Annotated in this window: 24 protein-coding genes; 16 read left to right on the top strand and 8 right to left on the bottom strand. The window is 61.5% G+C overall.

The genetic code is table 11. From position 1 onward, the window contains the following. Positions 1–182: 182 nt before the first annotated feature. Entirely contained in the window at positions 183–1,043 is an 861-nt protein-coding gene (locus tag ACZ1HM_RS07610) for a helix-turn-helix domain-containing protein (protein WP_472742244.1), read from the bottom strand. A 105-nt stretch (positions 1,044–1,148) separates the two neighbouring features. Here ACZ1HM_RS07610 and ACZ1HM_RS07615 point away from each other — a divergent pair, with 105 nt between their 5' ends. Next, a complete protein-coding gene (locus tag ACZ1HM_RS07615) occupies positions 1,149–2,099 on the top strand; it encodes a fatty acid desaturase (protein WP_472742245.1) in 951 nt (316 codons plus the stop codon). A gap of 14 nt (positions 2,100–2,113) precedes the next feature. Next, complete coding sequence (locus ACZ1HM_RS07620) at positions 2,114–3,025, top strand: EamA family transporter (protein WP_472742246.1); 912 nt, start codon at positions 2,114–2,116, stop codon at positions 3,023–3,025. Between the two features lie 55 nt (positions 3,026–3,080). Here the strand turns inward: ACZ1HM_RS07620 and ACZ1HM_RS07625 are convergent, their stop codons facing one another. Both ACZ1HM_RS07625 and ACZ1HM_RS07630 read right to left on the bottom strand, forming a co-directional pair. Next, positions 3,081–3,776, bottom strand: coding sequence for an NUDIX hydrolase (locus tag ACZ1HM_RS07625; protein WP_472742247.1), 696 nt, complete (start codon positions 3,774–3,776; stop codon positions 3,081–3,083). 33 nt (positions 3,777–3,809) lie between these two features. After that, positions 3,810–4,226, bottom strand: coding sequence for a DUF983 domain-containing protein (locus ACZ1HM_RS07630; RefSeq protein ID WP_472742248.1), 417 nt, complete (start codon positions 4,224–4,226; stop codon positions 3,810–3,812). A gap of 190 nt (positions 4,227–4,416) precedes the next feature. On the opposite strand from ACZ1HM_RS07630, the gene ACZ1HM_RS07635 reads away from it, so the two are divergent. From ACZ1HM_RS07635 to ACZ1HM_RS07660, 6 genes are all read left to right on the top strand, one after another. Then, positions 4,417–4,938 (top strand): EF-hand domain-containing protein, encoded by a 522-nt coding sequence (locus ACZ1HM_RS07635; RefSeq protein WP_472742249.1) that lies wholly within the window; start codon positions 4,417–4,419, stop codon positions 4,936–4,938. Positions 4,939–5,054: 116 nt separating this feature from the next. Beyond that, positions 5,055–5,642, top strand: a complete 588-nt coding sequence (locus ACZ1HM_RS07640) for an RNA polymerase sigma factor (protein ID WP_472742250.1) — start codon at positions 5,055–5,057, stop codon at positions 5,640–5,642. Beyond that, positions 5,632–5,988: a hypothetical protein gene (locus ACZ1HM_RS07645; RefSeq protein WP_472742251.1), complete on the top strand. Its 357-nt coding sequence runs from the start codon at positions 5,632–5,634 to the stop codon at positions 5,986–5,988. Before ACZ1HM_RS07640 ends, ACZ1HM_RS07645 begins: the two co-directional genes overlap by 11 nt. A 4-nt stretch (positions 5,989–5,992) precedes the next feature. Next, positions 5,993–6,241 carry a hypothetical protein gene (locus ACZ1HM_RS07650; protein WP_472742252.1) on the top strand — a complete coding sequence of 83 codons (249 nt, stop codon included), beginning with the start codon at positions 5,993–5,995 and terminating at the stop codon, positions 6,239–6,241. A 46-nt stretch (positions 6,242–6,287) separates the two neighbouring features. Further along, positions 6,288–6,491 carry a hypothetical protein gene (locus tag ACZ1HM_RS07655; protein ID WP_472742253.1) on the top strand — a complete coding sequence of 68 codons (204 nt, stop codon included), beginning with the start codon at positions 6,288–6,290 and terminating at the stop codon, positions 6,489–6,491. A gap of 189 nt (positions 6,492–6,680) precedes the next feature. Then, complete coding sequence (locus ACZ1HM_RS07660; RefSeq protein ID WP_472744582.1) at positions 6,681–7,130, top strand: hypothetical protein; 450 nt, start codon at positions 6,681–6,683, stop codon at positions 7,128–7,130. Between the two features lie 361 nt (positions 7,131–7,491). Here ACZ1HM_RS07660 and ACZ1HM_RS07665 read toward each other — a convergent pair whose 3' ends face one another. The 5 genes from ACZ1HM_RS07665 to ACZ1HM_RS07685 form a co-directional block, all read right to left on the bottom strand. Next, positions 7,492–8,043, bottom strand: a complete 552-nt coding sequence (locus ACZ1HM_RS07665; protein WP_472742254.1) for a TadE/TadG family type IV pilus assembly protein — start codon at positions 8,041–8,043, stop codon at positions 7,492–7,494. Further along, positions 8,040–8,570 carry a TadE/TadG family type IV pilus assembly protein gene (locus ACZ1HM_RS07670; protein WP_472742255.1) on the bottom strand — a complete coding sequence of 177 codons (531 nt, stop codon included), beginning with the start codon at positions 8,568–8,570 and terminating at the stop codon, positions 8,040–8,042. Before ACZ1HM_RS07670 ends, ACZ1HM_RS07665 begins: the two co-directional genes overlap by 4 nt. Positions 8,571–8,578: 8 nt before the next feature. After that, positions 8,579–10,039, bottom strand: coding sequence for a TadE/TadG family type IV pilus assembly protein (locus ACZ1HM_RS07675; protein ID WP_472742256.1), 1,461 nt, complete (start codon positions 10,037–10,039; stop codon positions 8,579–8,581). Between the two features lie 223 nt (positions 10,040–10,262). Beyond that, positions 10,263–10,538 (bottom strand): hypothetical protein, encoded by a 276-nt coding sequence (locus ACZ1HM_RS07680; protein WP_472742257.1) that lies wholly within the window; start codon positions 10,536–10,538, stop codon positions 10,263–10,265. Continuing rightward, entirely contained in the window at positions 10,465–11,751 is a 1,287-nt protein-coding gene (locus ACZ1HM_RS07685; RefSeq protein ID WP_472742258.1) for a pilus assembly protein TadG-related protein, read from the bottom strand. Before ACZ1HM_RS07685 ends, ACZ1HM_RS07680 begins: the two co-directional genes overlap by 74 nt. Before the next feature lie 360 nt (positions 11,752–12,111). On the opposite strand from ACZ1HM_RS07685, the gene ACZ1HM_RS07690 reads away from it, so the two are divergent. The 8 genes from ACZ1HM_RS07690 (at position 12,112) to ACZ1HM_RS07725 (ending at position 21,014) form a co-directional block, all read left to right on the top strand. After that, positions 12,112–13,542, top strand: coding sequence for a Glu/Leu/Phe/Val family dehydrogenase (locus tag ACZ1HM_RS07690; protein ID WP_472742259.1), 1,431 nt, complete (start codon positions 12,112–12,114; stop codon positions 13,540–13,542). A gap of 113 nt (positions 13,543–13,655) precedes the next feature. Next, positions 13,656–14,735 (top strand): bifunctional transcriptional activator/DNA repair enzyme AdaA, encoded by a 1,080-nt coding sequence (locus tag ACZ1HM_RS07695; protein ID WP_472742260.1) that lies wholly within the window; start codon positions 13,656–13,658, stop codon positions 14,733–14,735. After that, complete coding sequence (locus ACZ1HM_RS07700; RefSeq protein ID WP_472742261.1) at positions 14,728–15,483, top strand: isocitrate lyase/PEP mutase family protein; 756 nt, start codon at positions 14,728–14,730, stop codon at positions 15,481–15,483. Before ACZ1HM_RS07695 ends, ACZ1HM_RS07700 begins: the two co-directional genes overlap by 8 nt. A 119-nt stretch (positions 15,484–15,602) precedes the next feature. Then, positions 15,603–16,856, top strand: coding sequence for a sarcosine oxidase subunit beta family protein (locus ACZ1HM_RS07705; protein ID WP_472742262.1), 1,254 nt, complete (start codon positions 15,603–15,605; stop codon positions 16,854–16,856). Positions 16,857–16,931: 75 nt separating this feature from the next. Beyond that, positions 16,932–17,207: a sarcosine oxidase subunit delta gene (locus ACZ1HM_RS07710; protein ID WP_472742263.1), complete on the top strand. Its 276-nt coding sequence runs from the start codon at positions 16,932–16,934 to the stop codon at positions 17,205–17,207. Continuing rightward, positions 17,204–20,134: a sarcosine oxidase subunit alpha family protein gene (locus tag ACZ1HM_RS07715; protein WP_472742264.1), complete on the top strand. Its 2,931-nt coding sequence runs from the start codon at positions 17,204–17,206 to the stop codon at positions 20,132–20,134. Before ACZ1HM_RS07710 ends, ACZ1HM_RS07715 begins: the two co-directional genes overlap by 4 nt. Continuing rightward, positions 20,127–20,669, top strand: coding sequence for a sarcosine oxidase subunit gamma (locus ACZ1HM_RS07720; RefSeq protein WP_472742265.1), 543 nt, complete (start codon positions 20,127–20,129; stop codon positions 20,667–20,669). Before ACZ1HM_RS07715 ends, ACZ1HM_RS07720 begins: the two co-directional genes overlap by 8 nt. 36 nt (positions 20,670–20,705) lie before the next feature. After that, positions 20,706–21,014 (top strand): hypothetical protein, encoded by a 309-nt coding sequence (locus ACZ1HM_RS07725; protein ID WP_472742266.1) that lies wholly within the window; start codon positions 20,706–20,708, stop codon positions 21,012–21,014. Positions 21,015–21,036 lie beyond the last annotated feature (22 nt).

The raw sequence follows: 21,036 nt of genomic DNA on the forward strand, positions 1-21,036 counted from the left end.
AAAACGCTTTCAGACCGCATCCGCCTTTGCGCGATCTGTCTTGCCCCACCCCGGCCCCCGCGCCAAGAGAAATAGCCGTCTCCCGGCGGGGCCGGGGCCCTCGGCGATTTATCTTGTCCCGCGGCCCGGGGCAGGGCTGCGGCTGATCACGCAAAGGCGGCTCCGATCCGAAAGCTTCTGATTTATCTGATGAGCGGGCGCATTTCGGTGAGGATGTGGGGGAGATCGCGGGCGGCGGTGGAGGCTTCGCGGATGAGGACATCAAAGTCATTGGTGAAGGTTTCGATGCGGCGGCGGTCGCGGAAGGCCATGTAGTGGCCGCCTGCGTAGAACACGGCGAGCAGGGGGCCGAAGATGGTGACGGGGGCCGAATAGAGGCGGCGGGCGTCGAATTGGTAGAGCCGCAGGCGGGGGTAGAGCTGACCGGTGAGTGCGATGAGGTGGTCGGTTTGGGCCAGGCGCAGCGGCGCGGGCAGGCCGCGGTAGTAGCCGGTGCCGCGGATAAAGCTGTCGAGTTCATAGAGCGGCAGGGCGATTTCATATTCGGAGCCTGCGGTGCGCATCCAGTCGAGGCGATCCTGCGAGGCGTTGATGGCCTGTTGTGCGGTGCGGCCCAGGTGGGGGCCGTATTCCCAGGCGAGCATGTCTTCGGTTTTCAGCATGTCTGGCAGGGTCGCGGGGACGTGGCGGATTTTGTAGCCTGCGGCCTCGCGGTGCCAGGCGTAGATCTGTTCGTCCACCAGGGCGCGAGGGGCCTGGGAGATCTGGAAGCTATTGGAGACAAGATCGGCGGCTGTTTCAGGCCGGTCTGACAGGCCCAAGAGCCAATCAGCTGAGACGCCCAGGGCCGTGGCGCAGGCGGCGATCACATGGGCGCTGGGCAGGCGGGCACCGGCATCGGTGAGCGCCTGGCTGATGGTTGAGCGGTCGGCCCCGGTGACGCGGGCCAGGGCGCTTTGGCTCATCCCTGCGGTGGTCAGGGCATCGGCGAGGCGGGTGCGAAAATGCTGAGCGCGGGTGTTTTTGTTGGTAATTATCTGCATGTGGTTACAAATATCACAGAATGTCGGAATAATTAATAATTTTCCGGCTATCTACAAAGGATCAAAAGCGGGACCTTCACAGCAACGTGAGGAACAACCGCAGCAATGACCCTTCAAGACACACCGCCCTCCCTGCCGCATCGCCCTTTGGGGCGCTTGGGCGAGGGGGTACGCGCCTGGGATTGGCCGACGATTGGGGTTTTTCTGGGCTGTGCGGGGCTTTGGGGCGCAGCACTCATGCTGCCGCAGGGGTACGGCGCGCTGCAGGTGGCGCTGTTGATCTTTGCGCTGGCGCTGCATTCTTCGCTGAGCCATGAGATTTTGCACGGCCATCCCTTTGGATCAGACCGCGCGGCCACCGTTCTGGGGTTGTTTCAGCCGGGGCTTTTTGTGCCCTACCTGCGGTTCAAGGCGTTGCATCTGGCGCATCACAAAGACGCCAATCTGACCGATCCTTATGACGATCCTGAGACGAACTACCTTGATCCGGCGGTCTGGCAGACCTTGCGGCCCTGGCAGCAAAAGCTGCTGACCTTCAACAACACGCTCTTTGGGCGCATGCTGGTGGGGCCGCTGATTGGGATGGCGATTTTCATCGCCTGGGACGCACAGCGCATCCGGGCGGGCGCGCGGGAGGTGGCCTGGCAGTGGGCTGCGCATCTGCCGGGTGTTGGCGTGACGTGGTGGCTGGTGAGCCTGTCGAGCCTGCCGTTTTGGGCCTACGGGCTGGCCTGTTATGGGGCGCTTTCTGTGCTGCGCATCCGCACCTTTCTGGAGCATCAGGCCCATGAGCGCGCCTCGGGGCGCAGCGTGATTATTGAAGACCGGGGCGTGTTGGCGTTTTTGTTTCTCAACAACAACTACCACGTGGTGCATCACATGCATCCGCAAGTGGCCTGGTACAAGCTGCCCGCCCTTTACCGCGCGCGCAAAGAGCGGTTTGTGCGGATGAACCAGGGCTATGTGTACCGGTCTTATGCTGAGATCTTTCGCCGGTTCTTTTTCCGCTGCAAAGACCCGGTGGCGCATCCGCTCTGGCAGGGCAAGGACGATTAAGCCTATAGGGGAGCATGAGCAGCTCCGTTTTTGAGACCTGGATCCTTGTCACCCTGGCCGCCGCCGCCTTTCAAACGGTGCGGTTCATGCTGCAAAAGGTGCTGGCCACGGCGACGCTGTCTGCGGCGGGGGCCACGTTTTCACGCTTTGCCTATTCGCTTCCCTTCATCATGGCGCTGTTGGCGGGCTATCTTTGGGTGTCTGGTGCCAAGCTGCCCAATGTGGCGGCCTCGTTCTGGACCTTTGGCCTTTTGGGGGCGAGCACGCAGATCCTGGCGACGGTCTGTGTGGTGTTGCTGTTCAAACAGCGCAATTTTGCCGTGGGGATCACATTCAAAAAGACCGAAGTTATTCAGACGGTGCTGATCGGCTGGGTGCTGCTGGGCGAGGGGGTGTCGGCCTGGGGGTTTGGGGCCATTGCGCTGGGGATTGTCGGTGTCTTGCTGTTGTCGGGGGGCAGTGGCGGGGTGCGGTTGCGGGATTTGAACAACGGGGCGGTTGGTCTGGGGCTGGCATCGGGGGTGCTTTTTGCGTTTTCCTCGGTCAGTTATCGCGGGGCGACCTTGGCGGTGGCGGCTGATGACGCGTTTTTGCGAGCCTTGCTGACGCTGGCTGCGGTGGTGTTGATGCAGACGGTGATCATGGTGATCTGGCTGCGCTGGCGGTCGCCGGGAGAGATATCCGCCGTTTGGGCCGCGCGCCGGGTTGCGGTGTGGATCGGCATCACCTCGATGGGTGGATCGCTTTGCTGGTTCATCGCCTTTGCGCTGCAAAACGCGGCCTATGTCAAAGCGCTGGGCCAGATTGAGCTGATCCTGAGCGTGATGGCCAGCACGCTCTTTTTCAAAGAGCGCATCAGCTGGCGCGAAATGGCGGGCATCGCGGTGTTGGTGGGATCCATCCTTATGCTGATCCTGGTGATCTAGCGTTTAGCGTGGGATGAGCTGGGGCGGCTGTGGCTTTGTGACGTTTGAAGCCCGGTCAATCGGGCATCGGGTAGCCGCGCAGGCGCAAGAACAGGCTTTCCTCATCGTTGTTTTTGAAAAATGGCACAGAGGCGGGCGGCTCAGGGTCTTTGGCGCGGGCTTGCACCTCTGCCAGGACCACTTCTGTGATGAAGGGCATGTCAAAGCCGCGTGCATCGCTGAGGGGGACCCATTGCAGGTGCGACAGCTCATCTGAGGCCGCGTCGAAGTTATCCAAATCAGAGGCGATGTCAGCGGCGTCGATCAAAAAGAAGCGCGCATCAAAGCGGCGCGGGCGCCCCGGCGGGGTGAGCGCGCGGAAATTAAACTGCAGCGGTGCGGCATGTGGCAGATGGCCGGTGGCGGCAAAGCTTTGCCAATCCGCACTTGGCGTGCCGTCCCATGTGCCCGGTTGGCCCAGGATCAGACCGGTTTCTTCCCACAGCTCACGGATGGCCGCGACGGCCAGCGCATGGGCCAGATCCTGCGTGGCGTCCTCGGCCAGTCGGGCGGCACAGGTGGGATTGAGCGGTGTGGCAAGCGGGACGGTTGCGTCTTCGGGATCGACGGCACCGCCGGGGAAGACAAATTTGTTGGGCATAAAGGCGGCTTTGGCACCGCGTTGGCCCATCAGGATGTGGGGATCTTCAAACCGGTTGCGCAGCACGATGACTGTGGCGGCATTTCGGATTTGGGTTTTGTCGATGCTCATGCGGCCCCGTTTTTGGTGTTGGAGCCGATGGGGTCAGGCATCTTTGCCGAAGCCGCCCATTTCCTTGGCCCATTGAAAGCCAATCATGGCCCCCTTCAATCGAGGCAGAAGGTAAAGCGACAGCCCGACGCAGCCAACCGCAAAAATCGTGAAGAGCGTCAGCGGCTCTGGTCGCCAGGTGACAAAGACCCAGTGCAGCATCGGTGCCATCAGATGTCCGACCAGCAGGATCGTCAGATAGGCCGGGCCATCATCGGCGCGGTGGTGGTGAAACTCTTGCCGGCAGACGGTGCAATCATCGTTAACCTTGAGATAGCTTTTCAGCAGCGGGCCAGACCCGCAATTGGGGCATTTGCGCCGCCAGCCGCGCGCCATCGCACCCCAAAGCGACCGCTCTGCGGTGTTGTCCTGAGAGGCGGAGGTGTCTGCGGTTTGAATGGATTGGGACATCGTAAGATCCTTGCTCTGAAGCTCACATGCGCCTTCGCGCGCCGGAAAGAAAGGGCGTTAGGCGTGATTGCGGCGCGATGTCACAGATTTTTTCGCCCAATGCGATTTTTCTGCGACGGAAATCAGCGGCAGCTCCGTTTTACTGTCATCTGGCCCCGGAATTGGGGCTGAGCAGAAAATGGAGTGACCCATGAAAACGACAGATCTGATCAAGGCAACCGTCCTGGCAACGCTGATTGCCGCAGGCGGTGCCGCATCGGCGAAATCACAAGATGCAGGTGCGATGTTCGAAACGCTTGACGCCGATGGCAATGGCGAGATCAGCCAGGCCGAGCTGCGCGCCCATGCGGTAGCGCGGTTTGAGCAGGCCGATACCAACAAAGACGGCCAGCTGTCGTCAGAAGAGTTGATGGCCAACCGGGTGGGCAAACGCGCTGACCGCATGCTCAAGCGCTTTGATGCGGATGGCAATGGCCAGCTGAGCGCGGAAGAGCTGGAAGCGGCGTCCAACGACCGGATGGGCAAGCGGGCCAAAAAGATGATGGCGCGGCTGGACGGCAACAAAGACGGAAAGCTCAGCCTGGAGGAAATGAACGCCGCACGCGACCCGGCCAAGATGTTTGAGCGTCTGGATACCGACGGCAGTGGCGGGTTGACGGCGGAGGAATTCGCCAAAGCGCGCAAAGGCATGCGGCACTCGCAGAAGAACTAAACGGCACTGTCCTGGGCCGGTTGGTCTGGCCCAGGACGACAAGAGATCGTATCGGTGGAGACCAGATGGCCCAAGAGGCTGCTGTCATTTCGCAAACAAGGCTAGCCAGGAGGGCGATGTCAGATCCAGCCGCCACTGCGCCCGCGGATGCCGAGGCCGCGCTGCTGCGCCGCTACGCGGCCGGTGACGGCGTGGCCGCGCGGCTGCTGGCCAGCCAGGTGACGCCGCGCGTCTACGGCCAGGCGCTGCGCGTCTTGGGCAATGCGGCTGAGGCTGAGGACGTCACCCAAGACGCGATGATGCGCCTGTGGCACGCCGCCCCTGAGTGGCGGGCAGGCGAGGCGCGGGTGTCGACCTGGCTTTACCGCGTGGTGGCGAACCTGTGCACCGACCGGCTGCGCAAACGCCGCACCGTGCCGCTGGTGCCCGAGGCTGAGCCCGCTGATCCGCAGCCCTCAGCGGAGGCACGGCTGCAACAGGCCGCACGGGCCGATGCCTTGCAGGCGGCCTTACAAACCCTGCCCGAGCGCCAGCGCCAGGCCGTGGTGCTGCGCCATCTTGAGGGGTTGGCCAACCCCGAAATCGCTGAGATCCTGGAGATCGGCGTGGAAGCGGTTGAAAGCCTGACCGCGCGGGGCAAAAGAGCGTTGAAAGCGGCGTTGAGTGGACAAAAGGATGCATTGGGGTTCAGCGATGACGGATAAACACCAGATGGACGACACCGAGCTGGAGACATTTTTTGACGCCGCCCGGGCCGCACCCCCTGCCGCGCCAGAGGCGCTGATGGCGCGTGTCTTGGCCGACGCAGAGGCCGCGCAACCCGCCCCGCGCATGCCCGCATGGCAGCGCTGGCTGCGCACCTTCGGCGGCTTGCCGGGGCTGGGCGGGCTGGTCACGGCCACCACCGTGGGTTTCTGGCTGGGCGTGGCCCCGCCCGACGGCCTGCCGGATGTGGCAAGTCTGGTTTTGGGCACCGACATCTTGCTGGAGCTCGACCCCTTGGCCGAACCGGGGTTAAGCGGCTTTGGCTGGGATTTGGACGAAGGATAAGACAATGGCTGAGACGCAAAACACAAAGCCCAAGGGGCGCGGGTGGAAATGGCTCTTGGCGGTGTCGCTGGTGCTGAACCTGATTTTCATAGGCTTTGTGGCCGGGGCGGCCTGGCGCATCGCGGGGCCGGGCGGTCAGGGGGAAAGTGGCGCGATCATGCGGCCGCATATGGCGCGCCTTTTGTACGTGCCCTGCCCAAAGAGGCGCGGCGCGCGATGCAGCAGGACATGCGCCGCTCCGCCGGGGAAGTGATGTCACGCCAGGGCGGCGCGCCCTCTACACCCAGATGGTTGAGGTGTTGCGCCAAGACCCCTTCGATGTCGCGGCGGTTGAGACAATTTTTGCCAGCCAATCTGGTGCTGCGCGTGAGATCCAAGAACGCGCACAGGCCAGCTGGCTTCGGATCGTGGGCCAGATGGATGCCGGCGAACGGGCCCAGGTGGCCGATGCGCTGGAAGAGGTTCTGGCACGCGGACCCAAAAAGAAAAAACATAAACCCTGAACGCAATCGCGCGCCCAAGCCACGCCAAACGGGCCTGCGCCCGCAGCCCCAATCACGGCCAAACGCAGCGCCAGCACCGCTGGCACCTTGCCCTTGCCGGGGGTGCGCGGTAGGCACGCGCAGCAGTAGGGGGCATGGCACGTGCGGTTTGATGATCCAGATGAAGTCTTGGCGGTGGTGCGCGCCTCCATGGGGCGGCGCATATTGGGGCTGACCTCTTTGGGGGTGCTGGGCGTGTTGTTGATCTACATCGCCTTTGCGCGCCCCCCTACCTTTGGGTTTCAGATGTTCTTGCTGGTCGTTGGCGTGGCGGCACTGTGGTGCACGGATGCGATGCGCCGGGCCACCGCAAGCGCGGTCGAGCTCACCCCGCATGAATTGCGCGACGCAGATGGCACGGTGATTGCCAAAGTCGCAGATATCCAAAACATGGACCGCGGCTTTTTCGCCTTTAAACCCTCCAACGGCTTTCTGCTAAAGACCGACAGCCGGGGCGCGCGTCACTGGCGGCCGGGCCTGTGGTGGCGCATGGGCCGGCGCATCGGCATCGGCGGGATGACACCCGGCAGCCAAACAAAGTTCATGGCCGAAGTGCTCTCAGCCCTGATCGCTGAGCGCGACGGCACAGCAGCGCCTTAGGGTCAGGACCCATGCATCTCGCCCCACTAGTTTGAGAGATCCTTCTCGGGGCAAGGCACCCGTGAGGTGCTGCATGTCTCAAGCCATCGAAACGGCGCGGTTTTGACGCCAGCAGCGCCTTAGGGCCGCGCGCCCAAAGCCGGGCCACCCAAAAAACCTAAAATCCCAACCGCACCCCCAAAGCCCCCCAAAAGACAGGAACCGCAGCCTGCGCTTCATCTTTCCCCTACAACTCAAAAACAACCTCAGCCCCCGAACGCAACACCCGCGTTCCACTCAGCCAGTCCCTCACCATAAAAATAAACCGCCCGCGGAGAAAATCCCAGCAGGCGGTCGTCTTTTTCAACAGGGCCACACCCCGTCAGGTACAGTTTTCCCAGCACACGCGCGGCGCAAAGCGGGGGCGTGTGAAAACGAAGTTCTCGATCTCACGCTGCTCCAGCCCGGTGGCGAAGGGCGGATCATAGGTGCTCCAGGTTTCGACCAGCATGATCTGTTCGTTGTGCGGCATGGCGGGCAACCGATCGTCCCAGGTTTCCACATCCCCATCCAAAAGCTCGGGCATGGAACCACGGGTTTCGGACCAGATCAGATAGAAGCGGTCATCGTTGCTGTCCCAGCGCAGGGCGCTGACCCGCATCCGCGTATTGCCTTGGCTATTGGACAGATATTCAAACAGGTCATGCACCCCGTCGAGATAGGTATCATCCAGCGGGTTCGTCTCACGCGAGATCACGTCGCCGATGGTAAAGGCCGCTTTTTGGTTGATGCTATAGGTGCGGAAGGTCTCAAAGATGGAGAACACCGACAGAAAGCACCAGAACATCATTGGCATGATGATCATGGCCTCCATCGCGATGGTGCCATCCTCACGACGCGCAAATTTAGTGAGAAATGTCTTGATACGGGTCATGAGCTTGGCTCCTGAACGAAGGCGGCAACAGAGATCATGTTGACCTGGCCAGCGCCGTCTTTTTCAAACGCGGCACCCAGCCCGCTGGTGGGGTAGACCGGATCAAACTTCACGCAGGCCCGCAGCAGCATCAGGTCATTTTCAGACCCCAGCTGAAAGCCGCGCACCGGTTCAATCGGCAATGAGGTATCCACGCAGTCGGCCGTGCCCAGCAGGGTGTTGAAGGTGCGCGGTGTCATCTGCACCATTTCCAGGCGCAGCGTTTCATCGCAGTTCTCCAACCAGCCTGCATTGTCGCAGATGATGTCTTTGATGTTGTCATGCGAATGCACGGCCGCCGTGTTCAGGCGGATGTGGCGCACGGCAATATCAAGACCACGGTCCAGATACATCTGGCGCATCGAATAGATGCCCATCTCTACCGCCATCAGAAAGGCCCCAAAGAGCAGCGGCACAAAGATGCAGAATTCGATCAGCAGGGCCGCGCCTTTTTCTTCCTTTTGGAAGCGGCGCAGGAATTTGGTCATAGGCCGTATCATTGTGTGAGCCTCAGCTGGTTGATCGAGTTCGCGATGGATCCGAAGGCATCGGTGATTTCATCGCCGTCCACCGCAAAGAAGTGGCTGGGCGAAGAGGCGCAGTTGCGCATCACGTTTTCACCGTGGGTGGGCGCCTCAAAGGCGATGGTCCAGATCACGATGCCGCGGTTTTTGGCGGCGTTACAGACGCGGTTCAGCAGATCGTCGGCCTGAGAGGGCGTGTATTTGGTATAGCGCCAGCGCCAGTGGTCATTGCTGCGCACATAGCGGTTCAGATAGGCGTCCAGGGGATACTTGCTCCAGTGTACCCAGTGGTTGTAGTTCTGATAGTACCGGTTCGCGATCCGCTGGGTATAGACGTTTTCGCCGTCCGTCATCAGAACAACTGTCTTGATCGTTTCGTTGTCCTGTGGGGCCTCGGGGTTATAGAAATCCGCGGGGCGGTCAACGAAAGCGGGGTCCACACCTGCTTCGGGCGGCAGAACAGCGTTGAACTTGCGCCACTCAGGGTTCAGCATCGCCACGCCCCACTTCATCCCAAGGTGGATGGCGGTATTTGCGCGGGGTTGCAGCGCGTTGATGCGGTCTTTGAGGTCTTGCGCGTTCTGACTGAACGCATAGACGGTCTCAAAGTCCTCTTTGGGACAGCTTGGGTTTGAAATCGTGTCGGCACCGCCGTGCCAACCGGGCCAGTTCCAACCCCGCATGAAGTGCTGCATGTGGTCATAGGGCTGACGGTCAGGCGTGTTGCCGAAATAGATGAAGGTGTTGTCGAAGTCATCGTCTTCGAATTCGATGCAATGCGACCAATCATGGGTCTGATTGGTGTCGATGTGCTGGAAAATATAGGGGCCCGCGTTGGTATGCGCGGTATAGGGGGCCAGAGAGACAGAGATCAGGTTACGGTTCTCAGGCGTCAGCACGGTATCAAGGAAGGTGCCTGCGGCGTCCTGCAGGTTTTGCATCTTGCCGTTCCAGCCCATGGAGCCGGAGATGTCGAGCACGAGCGAAATCTCAACCTTCTGCATCTTCTCGGTCGCCGTAGAGACAGCCGGCACGTTGAGCGTTTGCACGCCCATATAGTCCATGAACATCGTGTTCACGTCCGTAGAGGCATCCACGGTCACGGTCTTTTGGTTAAACGTCTGATCCACATCCACGCTGGAGACGAAATCGGCCATGCCGGATTTGGCGAAGTAATCGCGCACCACTGCTTCCGGCGACAGCGTCTGATCCAGGTCAGCCGCCGCCAGCACGGCGCGGTCGGCCACGGATTGGATGCGCGTGCGCTCCATCTCGTGGCGCATCATATCCACTCCAATGCCGCCGATCATCAACATGCAGAAGATCATCATGCAGGCAAAGATCGTCACCATGCCATCTTCTTTTTTCGCGAAGTGGCGCGACAGCATCAAAATATCTTGGACGCTCAAGCGTGATCTGGATGTGTTCTTCATCATCGTTTCTTTACCTTCCCGGCCAGCCGAACCTCGGCATTTCTGCGGATTTTCCTATGCTCTTCATGCTGGGCGATGGTGGCGCAATTGGGGCAAATGATGGGCAAATCTTAGAGTTTTAGGGCAATTCAGGCGGTTTGATGTCTGGATGCCCGACGTAATAGGCGGTGCGGGGCCTGCTGTTCAGCGCCGCGATGGCGCATATCCAAAGGGCCCCTTGGTGTCATTGTGTCAGGCGCAGTTTTGAGATCTGGCGCGCGATGGAGGCGAAGACTTCGCCGATGTTGTTGGTGTCAGCGGTATAGAAATGCGCCTCAGACGATGCACATTCACGCATCTGCTGCTCGGGTGTGCCGGGCGCGTCGAAGGCGATGGTAAAGACGATAATCGGGCGGGGTTCGCGGGATTTGGCCAGATCGCACTGATCAAAGAAGCTGGCGACATTTGTACTTGCCGAGGTGATGGAGCGGCGCTCCCCCGCGGCCGCGGGCCAGCTCAACCGTTGGGTTTTGCGTATCCAGCGTGTCGGTTGGGCGCACCTGTGTGGTGATTTGCCCGTCGGTCATCAGGATGATGTATTTTTCAGTTTCAGGATCATCATAGGGCGCGGGGCGGCCCACAAATTCAGGCGCGGCCAGACCTGCGCCAGCCAAGGCGGCGACATCATCCTGTGAAGATGGATCAAGCATCGCAACCGCCCATTTCATCGCGTAATGCGTGCCCGTCCCATCGTTCATGCGCATGGTGTTGATGAACTGGCTGAGTTGGCCTGCGTTGTTGGACATGTACTGGATCGCCTGATTGTCCTGCGGGCACCAGCCCCAGTCCATCACGTTGGCTGCGATGTTCCAGTTCATGAAATGCGCGGTCTGCGGATAGAGCGCGCCTGCGGGCAGCTCAGTGTCGTCAAACCCGGTTGGGTTTACGTCAAGACAGGACGACACGTTTGGATGCACGTAACGGACGTTGGGATCTGCGCCTGAGCCGCCTTCCACACCGGCGGGCAGGGTGCCGTGGCTCATCGCCTCAGGAATGCCACCCAGCGCCTGATCCAGCGGCGTTGCCGCGTAGCGCTGACCGTTCAAGCGGTTGAACATAAAGGGACCGGGGTTGGTTTGGCCCGCATAGGGCACCAGTGTGATGGAAGTGAACTGGCCGGTGTCGCTGGAAAGGACTGTGTTCACAAAATCAACGGCGGCGGGGCGCAGCTCGTCCATCCGGTTGGAAAAGCGCATGGAGCCTGAGATATCGAGCACCAGCGAGATTTCGACGTTGGAGGCGCGTTCCTGCGCGGTCGACAACGCCCCGACGTTCAGGGTTTGCACGCCAAGATAGTCCATGAACATCGTGTTCACCTGGGTTTGGGCATCCACGGTCACGGTTTTAAAGCTGAGGCCTTGATCGACCTGAACGGCGCTGACGTATTCTTCCATCCCCGATTTGATGAAATAGTCACGTACGACGGCCTCTGGGGCGAGTTCCTGGTCCAAGTCGGCGGCGGCGAGAACCGCCCGGTCAGACACACCTTGCATCGCTGTGCGCTCCATTTCGTGGCGCATCATATCGACACCGATCCCGCCGATCATGATCATGCAAAAGATCATGAAGCAGGCGAATATCGTAATCATCCCATCCTCGCGCTGGGCAAATTGCGCAAGAAAGCGGGGCGGGCGTGGCAGCGCCCTGGATGTGCTGACCGGGAAGTATCCCATCGACGTTTACCTTTTTGAGAGGCCTTCATGGCGAGCAGGAGCATGAGGCCGTGTCATTAAAGTGCCTAAGAGTTGCCTCAAGATTCAGGCGGAATTTAGGCAAACTCTTGATAATAAACGGTTTTTGTTTCCTGGATGGGTGTTTTCGCCTTTTTGGTGCCCACATTGTTTCCGGTCGCTCAACGGTTTTGCCACAATTGCGACGCGGATGGGGCGCGCTGATTTCGCGGGCGGGGTGCTGAATAAAGTCGCAACGTGAAAAATCACGCGCTAGGGTAGTGGTAGGCGGCGCACAAAAGCCTGAGTCGTTCAACAGGTCATTCGCCAGACGTCGCCTGAGGTGCTGTACAGGAGGGACGAATGCAGCCTGCCAACGAGCCGAGCTTTCGCGAAAGCGTAGATATCATGTTCAACCGCGCCGTGGCGCTGATGGATCTGCCGCCAGGACTGGAAGAAAAGATACGCGTCTGTAACGCGACCTACACCGTGCGCTTTGGCGTGCGGCTGCGGGGCAAGATTGAGACCTTTACCGGATATCGCTCTGTCCATTCAGAGCATATGGAGCCTGTCAAAGGCGGCATCCGCTTTGCCTTGGGCGTGAACCAGGATGAGGTGGAGGCGCTCGCTGCGCTGATGACCTATAAGTGTTCACTGGTGGAGGCGCCTTTTGGCGGCTCCAAGGGCGGGTTGTGCATTGATCCACGGGAATACGATACCCATGAGCTTGAACTGATCACGCGGCGATTTGCCTATGAGCTGATCAAGCGCGACATGATCAACCCCGCCCAGAACGTGCCCGCCCCAGACATGGGCACAGGGGAACGTGAAATGGCGTGGATTGCTGACCAGTACAAACGCATGAACACCACCGACATCAACGGCGTGGCCTGCGTAACAGGCAAGCCTACCAACGCAGGCGGCATTCAGGGCCGCACGGAGGCCACGGGCCGCGGTGTGCAATACGCGTTGCATGCCTTTTTCCGCGACGCGCAGGGCATGAAGAAAGCCGGGCTGAGCGGCACGATGGAAGGCAAGCGTGTGATCGTGCAGGGCTTGGGCAACGTGGGCTATCACGCGGCCAAGTTCCTGAGTGAAGAGGACGGCTGCAAAGTGACCGGCATCATTGAGCGCGACGGCGCGCTGCATGATGAGCGCGGTCTGGATGTCGAAGCGGTGCGCCAGTGGATCGCCAAACACGGCACCATCGCGGGATACCCTGATGCCAAGATGCAAGAGGACGGTGCCAAGTTGCTGGAAGCGGAATGCGACATTCTGATCCCGGCGGCCCTAGAAGGGGTGATTAACCTGTCCAACGCAGAAAACATCCAGGCCCCGCTGATCATTGAAGCGGCCAACGGTCCTGTCACGGCGGGCGCGGATGAGATCCTGCGCAACAAGGGCACGGTGATCATCCCCGATATGTATGCCAACGCGGGCGGTGTGACGGTGTCCTACTTTGAGTGGGTCAAAAACCTGAGCCACATCCGCTTTGGTCGCATGCAGCGCCGCCAGGAAGAGACGCGCCACCAGCTGATCATTGATGAGCTGGAGCGGCTGAGCTCTGACAGTGGCATCGGCTGGGAGCTGAGCCCCAACTTCAAGGAGAAGTACCTGCGCGGTGCAGGAGAGCTGGAGCTTGTCCGCTCGGGCCTCGATGACACGATGCAGACGGCGTATATGTCGATGGCCAGCGTCTGGCACGACCGCGACGACGTCGAAGACCTGCGCACGGCGGCCTATCTGGTTGCGATTGAAAAGGTTGCGGCAAGCTATCAGGCCAAAGGTCTGTAAGACAAAGACGCGCGGCGGGGGCGATGTCCCGCCGCGCACACGAATTTTGCTTTTCTTGAATAGACGCCCGATCTGAGGCGGACAGCCCCGCGCAGGCTGGCTATGAAGCGGGCATGATGTTTGACCTGCCAGATGATGACACGCTTTATGCCGCACTCTTGGCCCGCGACGCGGGGTTTGAGGGGCGCGCCTATGTGGGTGTGACCTCCACCGGGGTGTTCTGCCGGCTGACCTGTTCGGCGCGCAAGCCCAAGCGGGAAAACTGTGTGTTCTTTGACAGCATCGGCGGCTGCATTGAGGCGGGGTTTCGCGCCTGTCTGAAATGCCATCCCATGGCCCCGGCGGCTGAAGCGGATCCGGTGGTGGCCCGGTTGCTGGCCGCTCTGCGCGATGCACCCGCCCGTGTCTGGCGCGAGGCTGATGTGGCACAGATGGGGGCGGATCCCTCAACCGTGCGGCGCGTATTCAAGCGGCATTTTGGCATGACGTTTCTGGAGATGGCGCGGCTAACGCGGTTGCGCACGGCCGCCGCCACCATGCCCGAAGGCGCGCGTGTGATTGATGCGCAACTGGCGGCCGGATACGACAGCCCCGGTGCCTTTCGCGCGGCTTTTGGCAAGTGGTTGGGGCTGGCTCCCGGCAAGTTTGCAAAGACGAATGCGCTGCTGCGCGCCGATTGGATTGAAACGCCGCTGGGAGTGATGATCGCGGTAAGCGATGCCCATGCGCTGCATCTGTTGGAGTTTGCAGAGCGCAAAGCGTTGCCTGCTGAGCTGAAACGACTTTTCGCGCACGCCAAAGGATCGCTGGGCTTTGGCCGCACCGCGCCGACCGATCAGATTGAGCGGGAGCTGGCGGATTTCATGGCAGGCCGTGCGGCCCGGTTTGAGACGCGGCTGGCCCCTTTAGGCACGCCTTTCATGCAAGAGGTATGGCAGGCCCTGCGGCAGGTGCCAGCAGGTGAGACGCTGAGTTACGCGGCCCTCGCGCGTGCTGCGGGGCGCCCCGATGCGGTGCGTGCGGTGGCGCGGGCCAACGGGGCCAACCCCATCGCCATTGCAATCCCCTGTCACCGGGTGCTGGGGGCGGATGGTGCCCTGACCGGATACGGCGGTGGGCTGTGGCGCAAACAGGCGTTGATTGACATTGAACGGGCCTATGCCCGCAAACCCAAGGAGACGAAACATGCGTGATCAGGTTCAGCGGGCGCAGGATTTTGCAGCGCTGCATGTCAAAGGCAGCCCGTTGGTGTTGTGGAACATCTGGGACGCGGGATCAGCCAAGGCGGTGGCGGACGCGGGTGCCGCTGCCATTGCCACGGGCAGCTGGTCTGTGGCGGCAGCGCAGGGGTTTGCCGATGGGCAGGCGCTGCCGATGGCAGATGCGCTACGCTCAGCCCGTCAGGTGGTGGGGGCCGTGTCGGTGCCGGTGACGGTGGATTTTGAGGGTGGGTACGCCGAAGATCCGGTGGCGGTTGGCGATAACGCGGCGGCGTTGATCGAAACGGGCGCTGTGGGGCTGAACTTTGAAGACCGCAAGCTGGGCCGCGAGGGACTGCACGCCATCGCCGATCACGCCGCCCGCATCGCTGCGATCCGCAGCGCGGCGGAGGATGCAGCGGTGCCGTTTTTCATCAACGCGCGCACAGACGTGTTCTTTGGTGGGTCAGAGGGCAGCCCCAAAGCGCTGCTGGACGCGGCGTTAGCGCGCGCTGCGGCCTATGCGGATGCGGGCGCGGATGGCTTATTTTTACCGGGCCTCACAGATCTGGCGGTGATCGCTGAGATCTGTGCCGCCCAGCCGCTCCCCGTAAATGTGATGCGCATGGACCCAAACCTGCCCATCCAAGCGCTGGCAGAGGCCGGTGTGGCCCGCATCAGCCACGGCCCGGCCCCCTATCTGGCGCTGATGAAGGCCTTGGCGCAACAGGCGGAAATTTAAGCGCCATCTGTCGCATCAAGGCCAGCTTTTGACGCGGTGCCGCAAGAGGAGAGCTTTGGTGCGTTGATAGTCCTGCGCGGGCGTGTCTAGATACGGGCACGAACCAGAGGGGATGGCACATGCGGTTTTCAGGGCTTCGCCTGTTGAAGGAAGGGTTGACCGGCAACAAGGGCTGGACGCCGCATTGGCGTGATCCCGAACCCAAGGCCGAGTATGATGTGGTGATCATTGGCGGGGGCGGGCACGGCCTGTCGACCGCTTATTACCTGGCCAAAGAGCACGGCATCACCAATGTGGCGGTCCTGGAGAAGGGCTATCTGGGGGGTGGCAATGTGGGGCGCAACACCACGATTGTGCGCGCCAACTATGGGTTGGAAGGCAATTCGCAGTTCTATTCGCATTCGCTCAAGCTGTGGGAAGGGTTGGAACAAGACCTCAATTACAACGCGATGATGTCCCAGCGCGGGGTTTTGATGCTGTGTCATTCTGACGGGCAGCGCGATGCCTTTGCGCGGCGTGGCAACATGATGGCCAATCAGGGCGATGACGCAGAGCTTTTGGACACCGAAGGGGTGCGGCGGCTGTTGCCCTATCTGGATTTCTCCAACACGCGGTTTCCGATCTATGGCGGGTTGCTGCACCGGCGCGGCGGCTCTGCGCGCCATGATGCGGTGGCCTGGGGTTATGCGCGGGGCGCTGATCAGCGCGGGGTGGATTTGATCCAGCAGTGCGAAGTGACGGGCATTGATATTGAGAACGGTGTGGTTAGGGGCGTGCAAACCTCACGCGGGCCCATTCGGGCCAAGAAGGTGGGGATTGTCGTCGCTGGACGCTCCTCCCAGGTGGCGGCGATGGCGGGGATGCGCCTGCCGATTGAGAGCCATGTGTTGCAGGCCTTTGTCACCGAAGGGCTGAAGCCGGTGATTGATCATGTGGTCAGTTTCGGGATGGGGCATTTCTATATCAGCCAGTCAGACAAGGGCGGGCTGGTTTTTGGCGGTGATCTGGACTTCTACGCCTCTTATGCGGCCCGCGGCAATTTGCCGATGATGGAGCATGTCATGGAGGCGGGCATGACCTTGATGCCGATGATCGGCAAGGCCAAGGTGTTGCGATCCTGGGGCGGGATCATGGATATGACGCCCGACGGCTCGCCGATGATCGACAAAACCGATACCGAGGGGCTCTTTATCAACTGTGGCTGGTGTTACGGCGGGTTTAAGGCGGTGCCGGGATCGGGGCATAGCTTTGCGCATTTGATGGCCACGGGCCAGCCCCATGAGGCCGCGGCGGCGTTCCGGATGGACCGGTTCCGCACCGGTGCGGGGTTGATGGATGAAGAGGCCACCGGGTCTCAGCATAACTTGCACTAGCGCGCGGGGAGGGCTGGTGATGAGTTTTAGTGGAAAGATGAAGCGGGGGCGGTGCGCCCAGGTAGGAGAAGTGGCGTGAGGATCAGATGTCCTTTGTGTGGGGACCGCGACCGGCGGGAGTTTTACTATCAAGGTGCGGCGGTGATGGTGGCGCGGCCTGACCCGGAGGCGGGGGTCGAGGCCTGGGACAGCTATTTGCATTTGCGCGACAATCCGGCGGGCGAAACCCGGGAGCTGTGGCAGCATGAGGGCGGCTGTGGCGCTTGGCTGGTGGTGACGCGGGACACGCGCACGCATGAGATATCAGGCGTGGCATTGGCGCGGGATGTTGCGGCGGAGGGGACAGCATGAGGGTTGCGGGCAAGGGCTTGATCGACCGCAGCAAGCCGGTGAGTTTTTCCTTTGATGGCACCTCTTATCGCGGGTTTGCAGGGGATACGGTGGCCTCGGCTTTGCTGGCCAATGGGGTCAGGTTGATGGGGCGGTCGTTTAAGTATCACCGGCCGCGCGGCGTGTTAACGGCGGGCAGCGAAGAGCCCAATGCGCTCATTACGACAGGGCGCGGTGCGGGCCAGGACCCCAATGTGCGCGCGACGGTGCAGGAGGTCTATGAAGGGCTGCAGGCGCGGTCTCAGAACGCCTGGCCGTCGCTTGAGTTTGACGTGATGGCGGTGAATGACCTAGCGGCCCCGTTTCTGGGGGCGGGGTTTTATTACAAGACTTTCATGTGGCCGAAACGGTTCTGGGAGGCGGTTTATGAGCCGATCATCCGCAAAGCGGCGGGATTGGGCGCGCTGAGCGGGCAGAACAACGCAGATGTCTATGAGCAGGCCTTTGCGTTCTGCGATGTGCTGGTGATCGGGGGCGGGCCTGCGGGGCTGATGGCGGCGCTTTCGGCGGCACGGGGCGGGGCGGATGTGATCCTGGCCGATGAGGACAGCCTGTTGGGCGGGCGTCTCAATGCGGAAGTGGAAGAGGTTGGGGGCCAAGCGGGGTCCGATTGGGCGGCGAGCGTTGTGGCTGAGCTGTCGGAGATGGAGAACGTGCGGCTGATGACGCGCACCACGGTGACGGGCGTTTATGATGGCGGCACCTTTGGCGCAGTAGAGCGGGTGAGCCGGCACCGGGATGCACCCGGCGCGCCGCTGGAGTGTTTCTGGCGGATCGCGGCCAAGCAAAGCGTTTTGGCCGCAGGGGCCATTGAGCGGCCGATTGCGTTTCAGAACAATGACCGGCCTGGGGTGATGACCGCCGGCGCGGTGCGGGCCTATCTGAACCGTTGGGGCGTGGCACCGGGCAAACGCGTGGCGGTCTTTGGCAACAATGACAATGCCCACCGCACCGCGCGTGATCTGTCAGAGGCTGGCGTGCATGTGGTGGCGCTGATCGACAGCCGTGCGGATGTTGAGGTGGCGGGTTTTGACGGTCAGGTGATCCGGGGCGCGCAGGTCTGCAATGCGGGCGGGCGCAAGGCGTTGGAAGCGATCACGCTGCGCACGCCCACGGGCGAGGATGCCTTGCAGGTTGATTGCCTGGCGGTCTCTGGCGGGTGGAACCCGACGGTGCATATGACCTGTCATCTGGGCGGGCGGCCAAGCTGGCGTGCGGACATTCAGGCCTTTGTGCCGACCGATGGTGCGGTGCCCGGCATGACCCCTGCGGGGGCCTGCAATGGCGCGTTTTCGACCCAAGACTGTTTGCAACAGGGCGTTGCCGCCGCGCAGGCGGCCTTGGCCGCGCTGGGCAAGAAAACCACTGACGTGGTGGTGCCGGAGGCGGAGGACGCGCCCTATCATTTGGCACCGCTTTGGGCGGTTGCGGGCAAGGGACGTGCCTGGCTTGATTTCCAGAACGATGTCTCCGTCAAGGACGTCAAACAGGCGGCGGTCGAGAACTTCCGCTCTGTGGAGCATATGAAGCGCTATACCACGCAGGGGATGGCCACCGATCAGGGCAAGAACTCCAACGTTGCCGCACTGGCGATCTTGGCCGATGCCACCGGGCGCGGCATTCCTGAGACCGGAACAACCACCTTCCGCCCGCCTTTTGTGCCCGTATCCATTGCGGCGATGGGGTCAAGCGGGCAGGGGCATGGCTTTGCCCCGGAGCGCTGGACGACCTCGCACAAGCAGACCGTGGAGAGCGGCGCGCCGATGATTGAGGCGGGGCTGTGGTACAGGCCCAGCGATTTCCCGCAGGCCGGAGAGACGACCTGGCGGCAGTCTTGTGACCGGGAGGTGGGCTATGTCCGGGGCAGCGTTGGGGTTTGTGACGTCTCAACCCTGGGCAAGATCGACATTCAGGGGCCGGATGCGGCCAAGCTGCTGGATTTTGTCTATACCAACATGTTCTCCACCCTCAAAGTGGGGCGGGTGCGCTATGGGCTGATGCTGCGCGAGGATGGCCATGTCATGGATGACGGCACGACTGCGCGGCTGGGCGAGACGCACTATCTGATGACCACCACCACAGCCGCGGCAGGGCAGGTGATGCGGCATTTGGAGTTTGTCACCCAGGCCTTGCATCCTGAATGGCAGGTGTCTTTCACCTCTGTGACCGAGCAATGGGCGCAGTTTGCCGTGGCGGGCCCCCAATCGCGGGCGCTGTTGAATGGGCTGCTGGACCAGCCCATTGATGGGGACAGCTGGCCGTTTATGGCCTGCGGCGCTGTTGGCATTGGCGGGGTTGCGGGGCGGCTGTTCCGCATCTCCTTTTCCGGTGAGCATGCCTATGAAGTGGCGGTGCCAGCACGTTTTGGGGCCAGCCTGTGGGACGCGTTGGTCAAGCGGTCCAAGGAGATGGGCGGCGGGCCTTACGGGATGGAAGCACTGAATGTGCTGCGCATTGAGAAAGGGTTCATCACCCATGCAGAGATCGAAGGGCGGGCGACGGCCTTTGACATCGGCATGGCGCGGATGATTTCAGCCAAGAAAGACTGCATCGGCAAAACGATGGCGGCGCGGCCTGGGCTGGTGGACCCCGCACGCCCGCAATTGGTGGGCCTGAAACCTGCGGGCGAGGCCAAAGAGCTGACCGGTGGTGCGCATTTGTTTGACCGGGGCGCAGAGGCGGTTCGGGTGAATTATCAAGGACATGTCTCCTCTGTCGGCTTTTCGCCCGCGTTGGGTACGATGATTGGCCTGGGCTTTTTGTCGCGCGGTCCTGAGCGGATGGGCGAAGTGATCCGCATAGTGGATCACATGCGGGGGATTGAGACCGAGGTTGAGGTCTGTTCGCCGGTATTCCTTGATCCTGAGGGGGAGCGTGTGCGTGGTTGAGTTGAAAGAAACATCCCCCTGTGCGGGGCTGCTGCCCGTGACGGTGGGCGGCGTGACACTGGAAGAGATGTCGGTGGGGGCGATCACATCGCTGTCGGCGCAAGGCGATCCCGCCAAGATGTCTGCGGCGTTGGAGAAAGCCCACGGCATGGCCCTGCCCAAAGCCAACCGCAGCACCGGGAAAGACGGCGCGCGCTGCATTTGGTTTGGTTTGCGTGAGGCATTGTTGATTGGGCCAGAGCCTGATCCCAGCATGGCCCCACATGGTGCGGTGGTGGATCAAACCGACGCTTGGGCGGTGGTCAGCCTAAAGGGGCCGGCTGCCGTTGAGGTTTTGGCGCGTCTGGTGCCGGTTGACCTGCGCGACGGTGTATTCAAACGCGGCCATACCCTGCGCGCGCCGCTGATGCATATGCACGGCTCACTCACCAAGCTGGGGCCGGATCATTTCATGATCATGGTGTTCCGCTCCATGGCGGGCACCTTGGTGCATGATGTCAAAGGGGCTATGGCGGCGGTTGCGGCGCGCGGCTAAACTGGCGCTTGAGATTCTGAACAAGTGGAGCCTGAGATGCGGCAGTTAAGTGTGATGACAGTGGTGGTGGCCCTGGGCCTGAGCAGCCCGGTTTGGGCGGCGGATGCGGCCAAGCAAGAGGATTGCGCCCACCAAGGGGCCATCGTCAGCGCCGTGGTGCAGGCCAAGCTGGACCGGGTGCCCGAAAAGCGCGCAAGCGAGCATGTGATTGCTGACGCCACCTGGCCTGAGAAATACAACAAGGTCGTGCCGATGTTCACCGGCGAGATCTATAAGCTGAAACGCCGCGATCTGAAAAAGAGCGATCAGGGTGCGCTGTGGGAACAGGTCTGTTTGGCGAACTGACTTGCTGGACTCTGATCCACGC

This window comes from Sulfitobacter sp. GN1-4, from assembly GCF_055693825.1.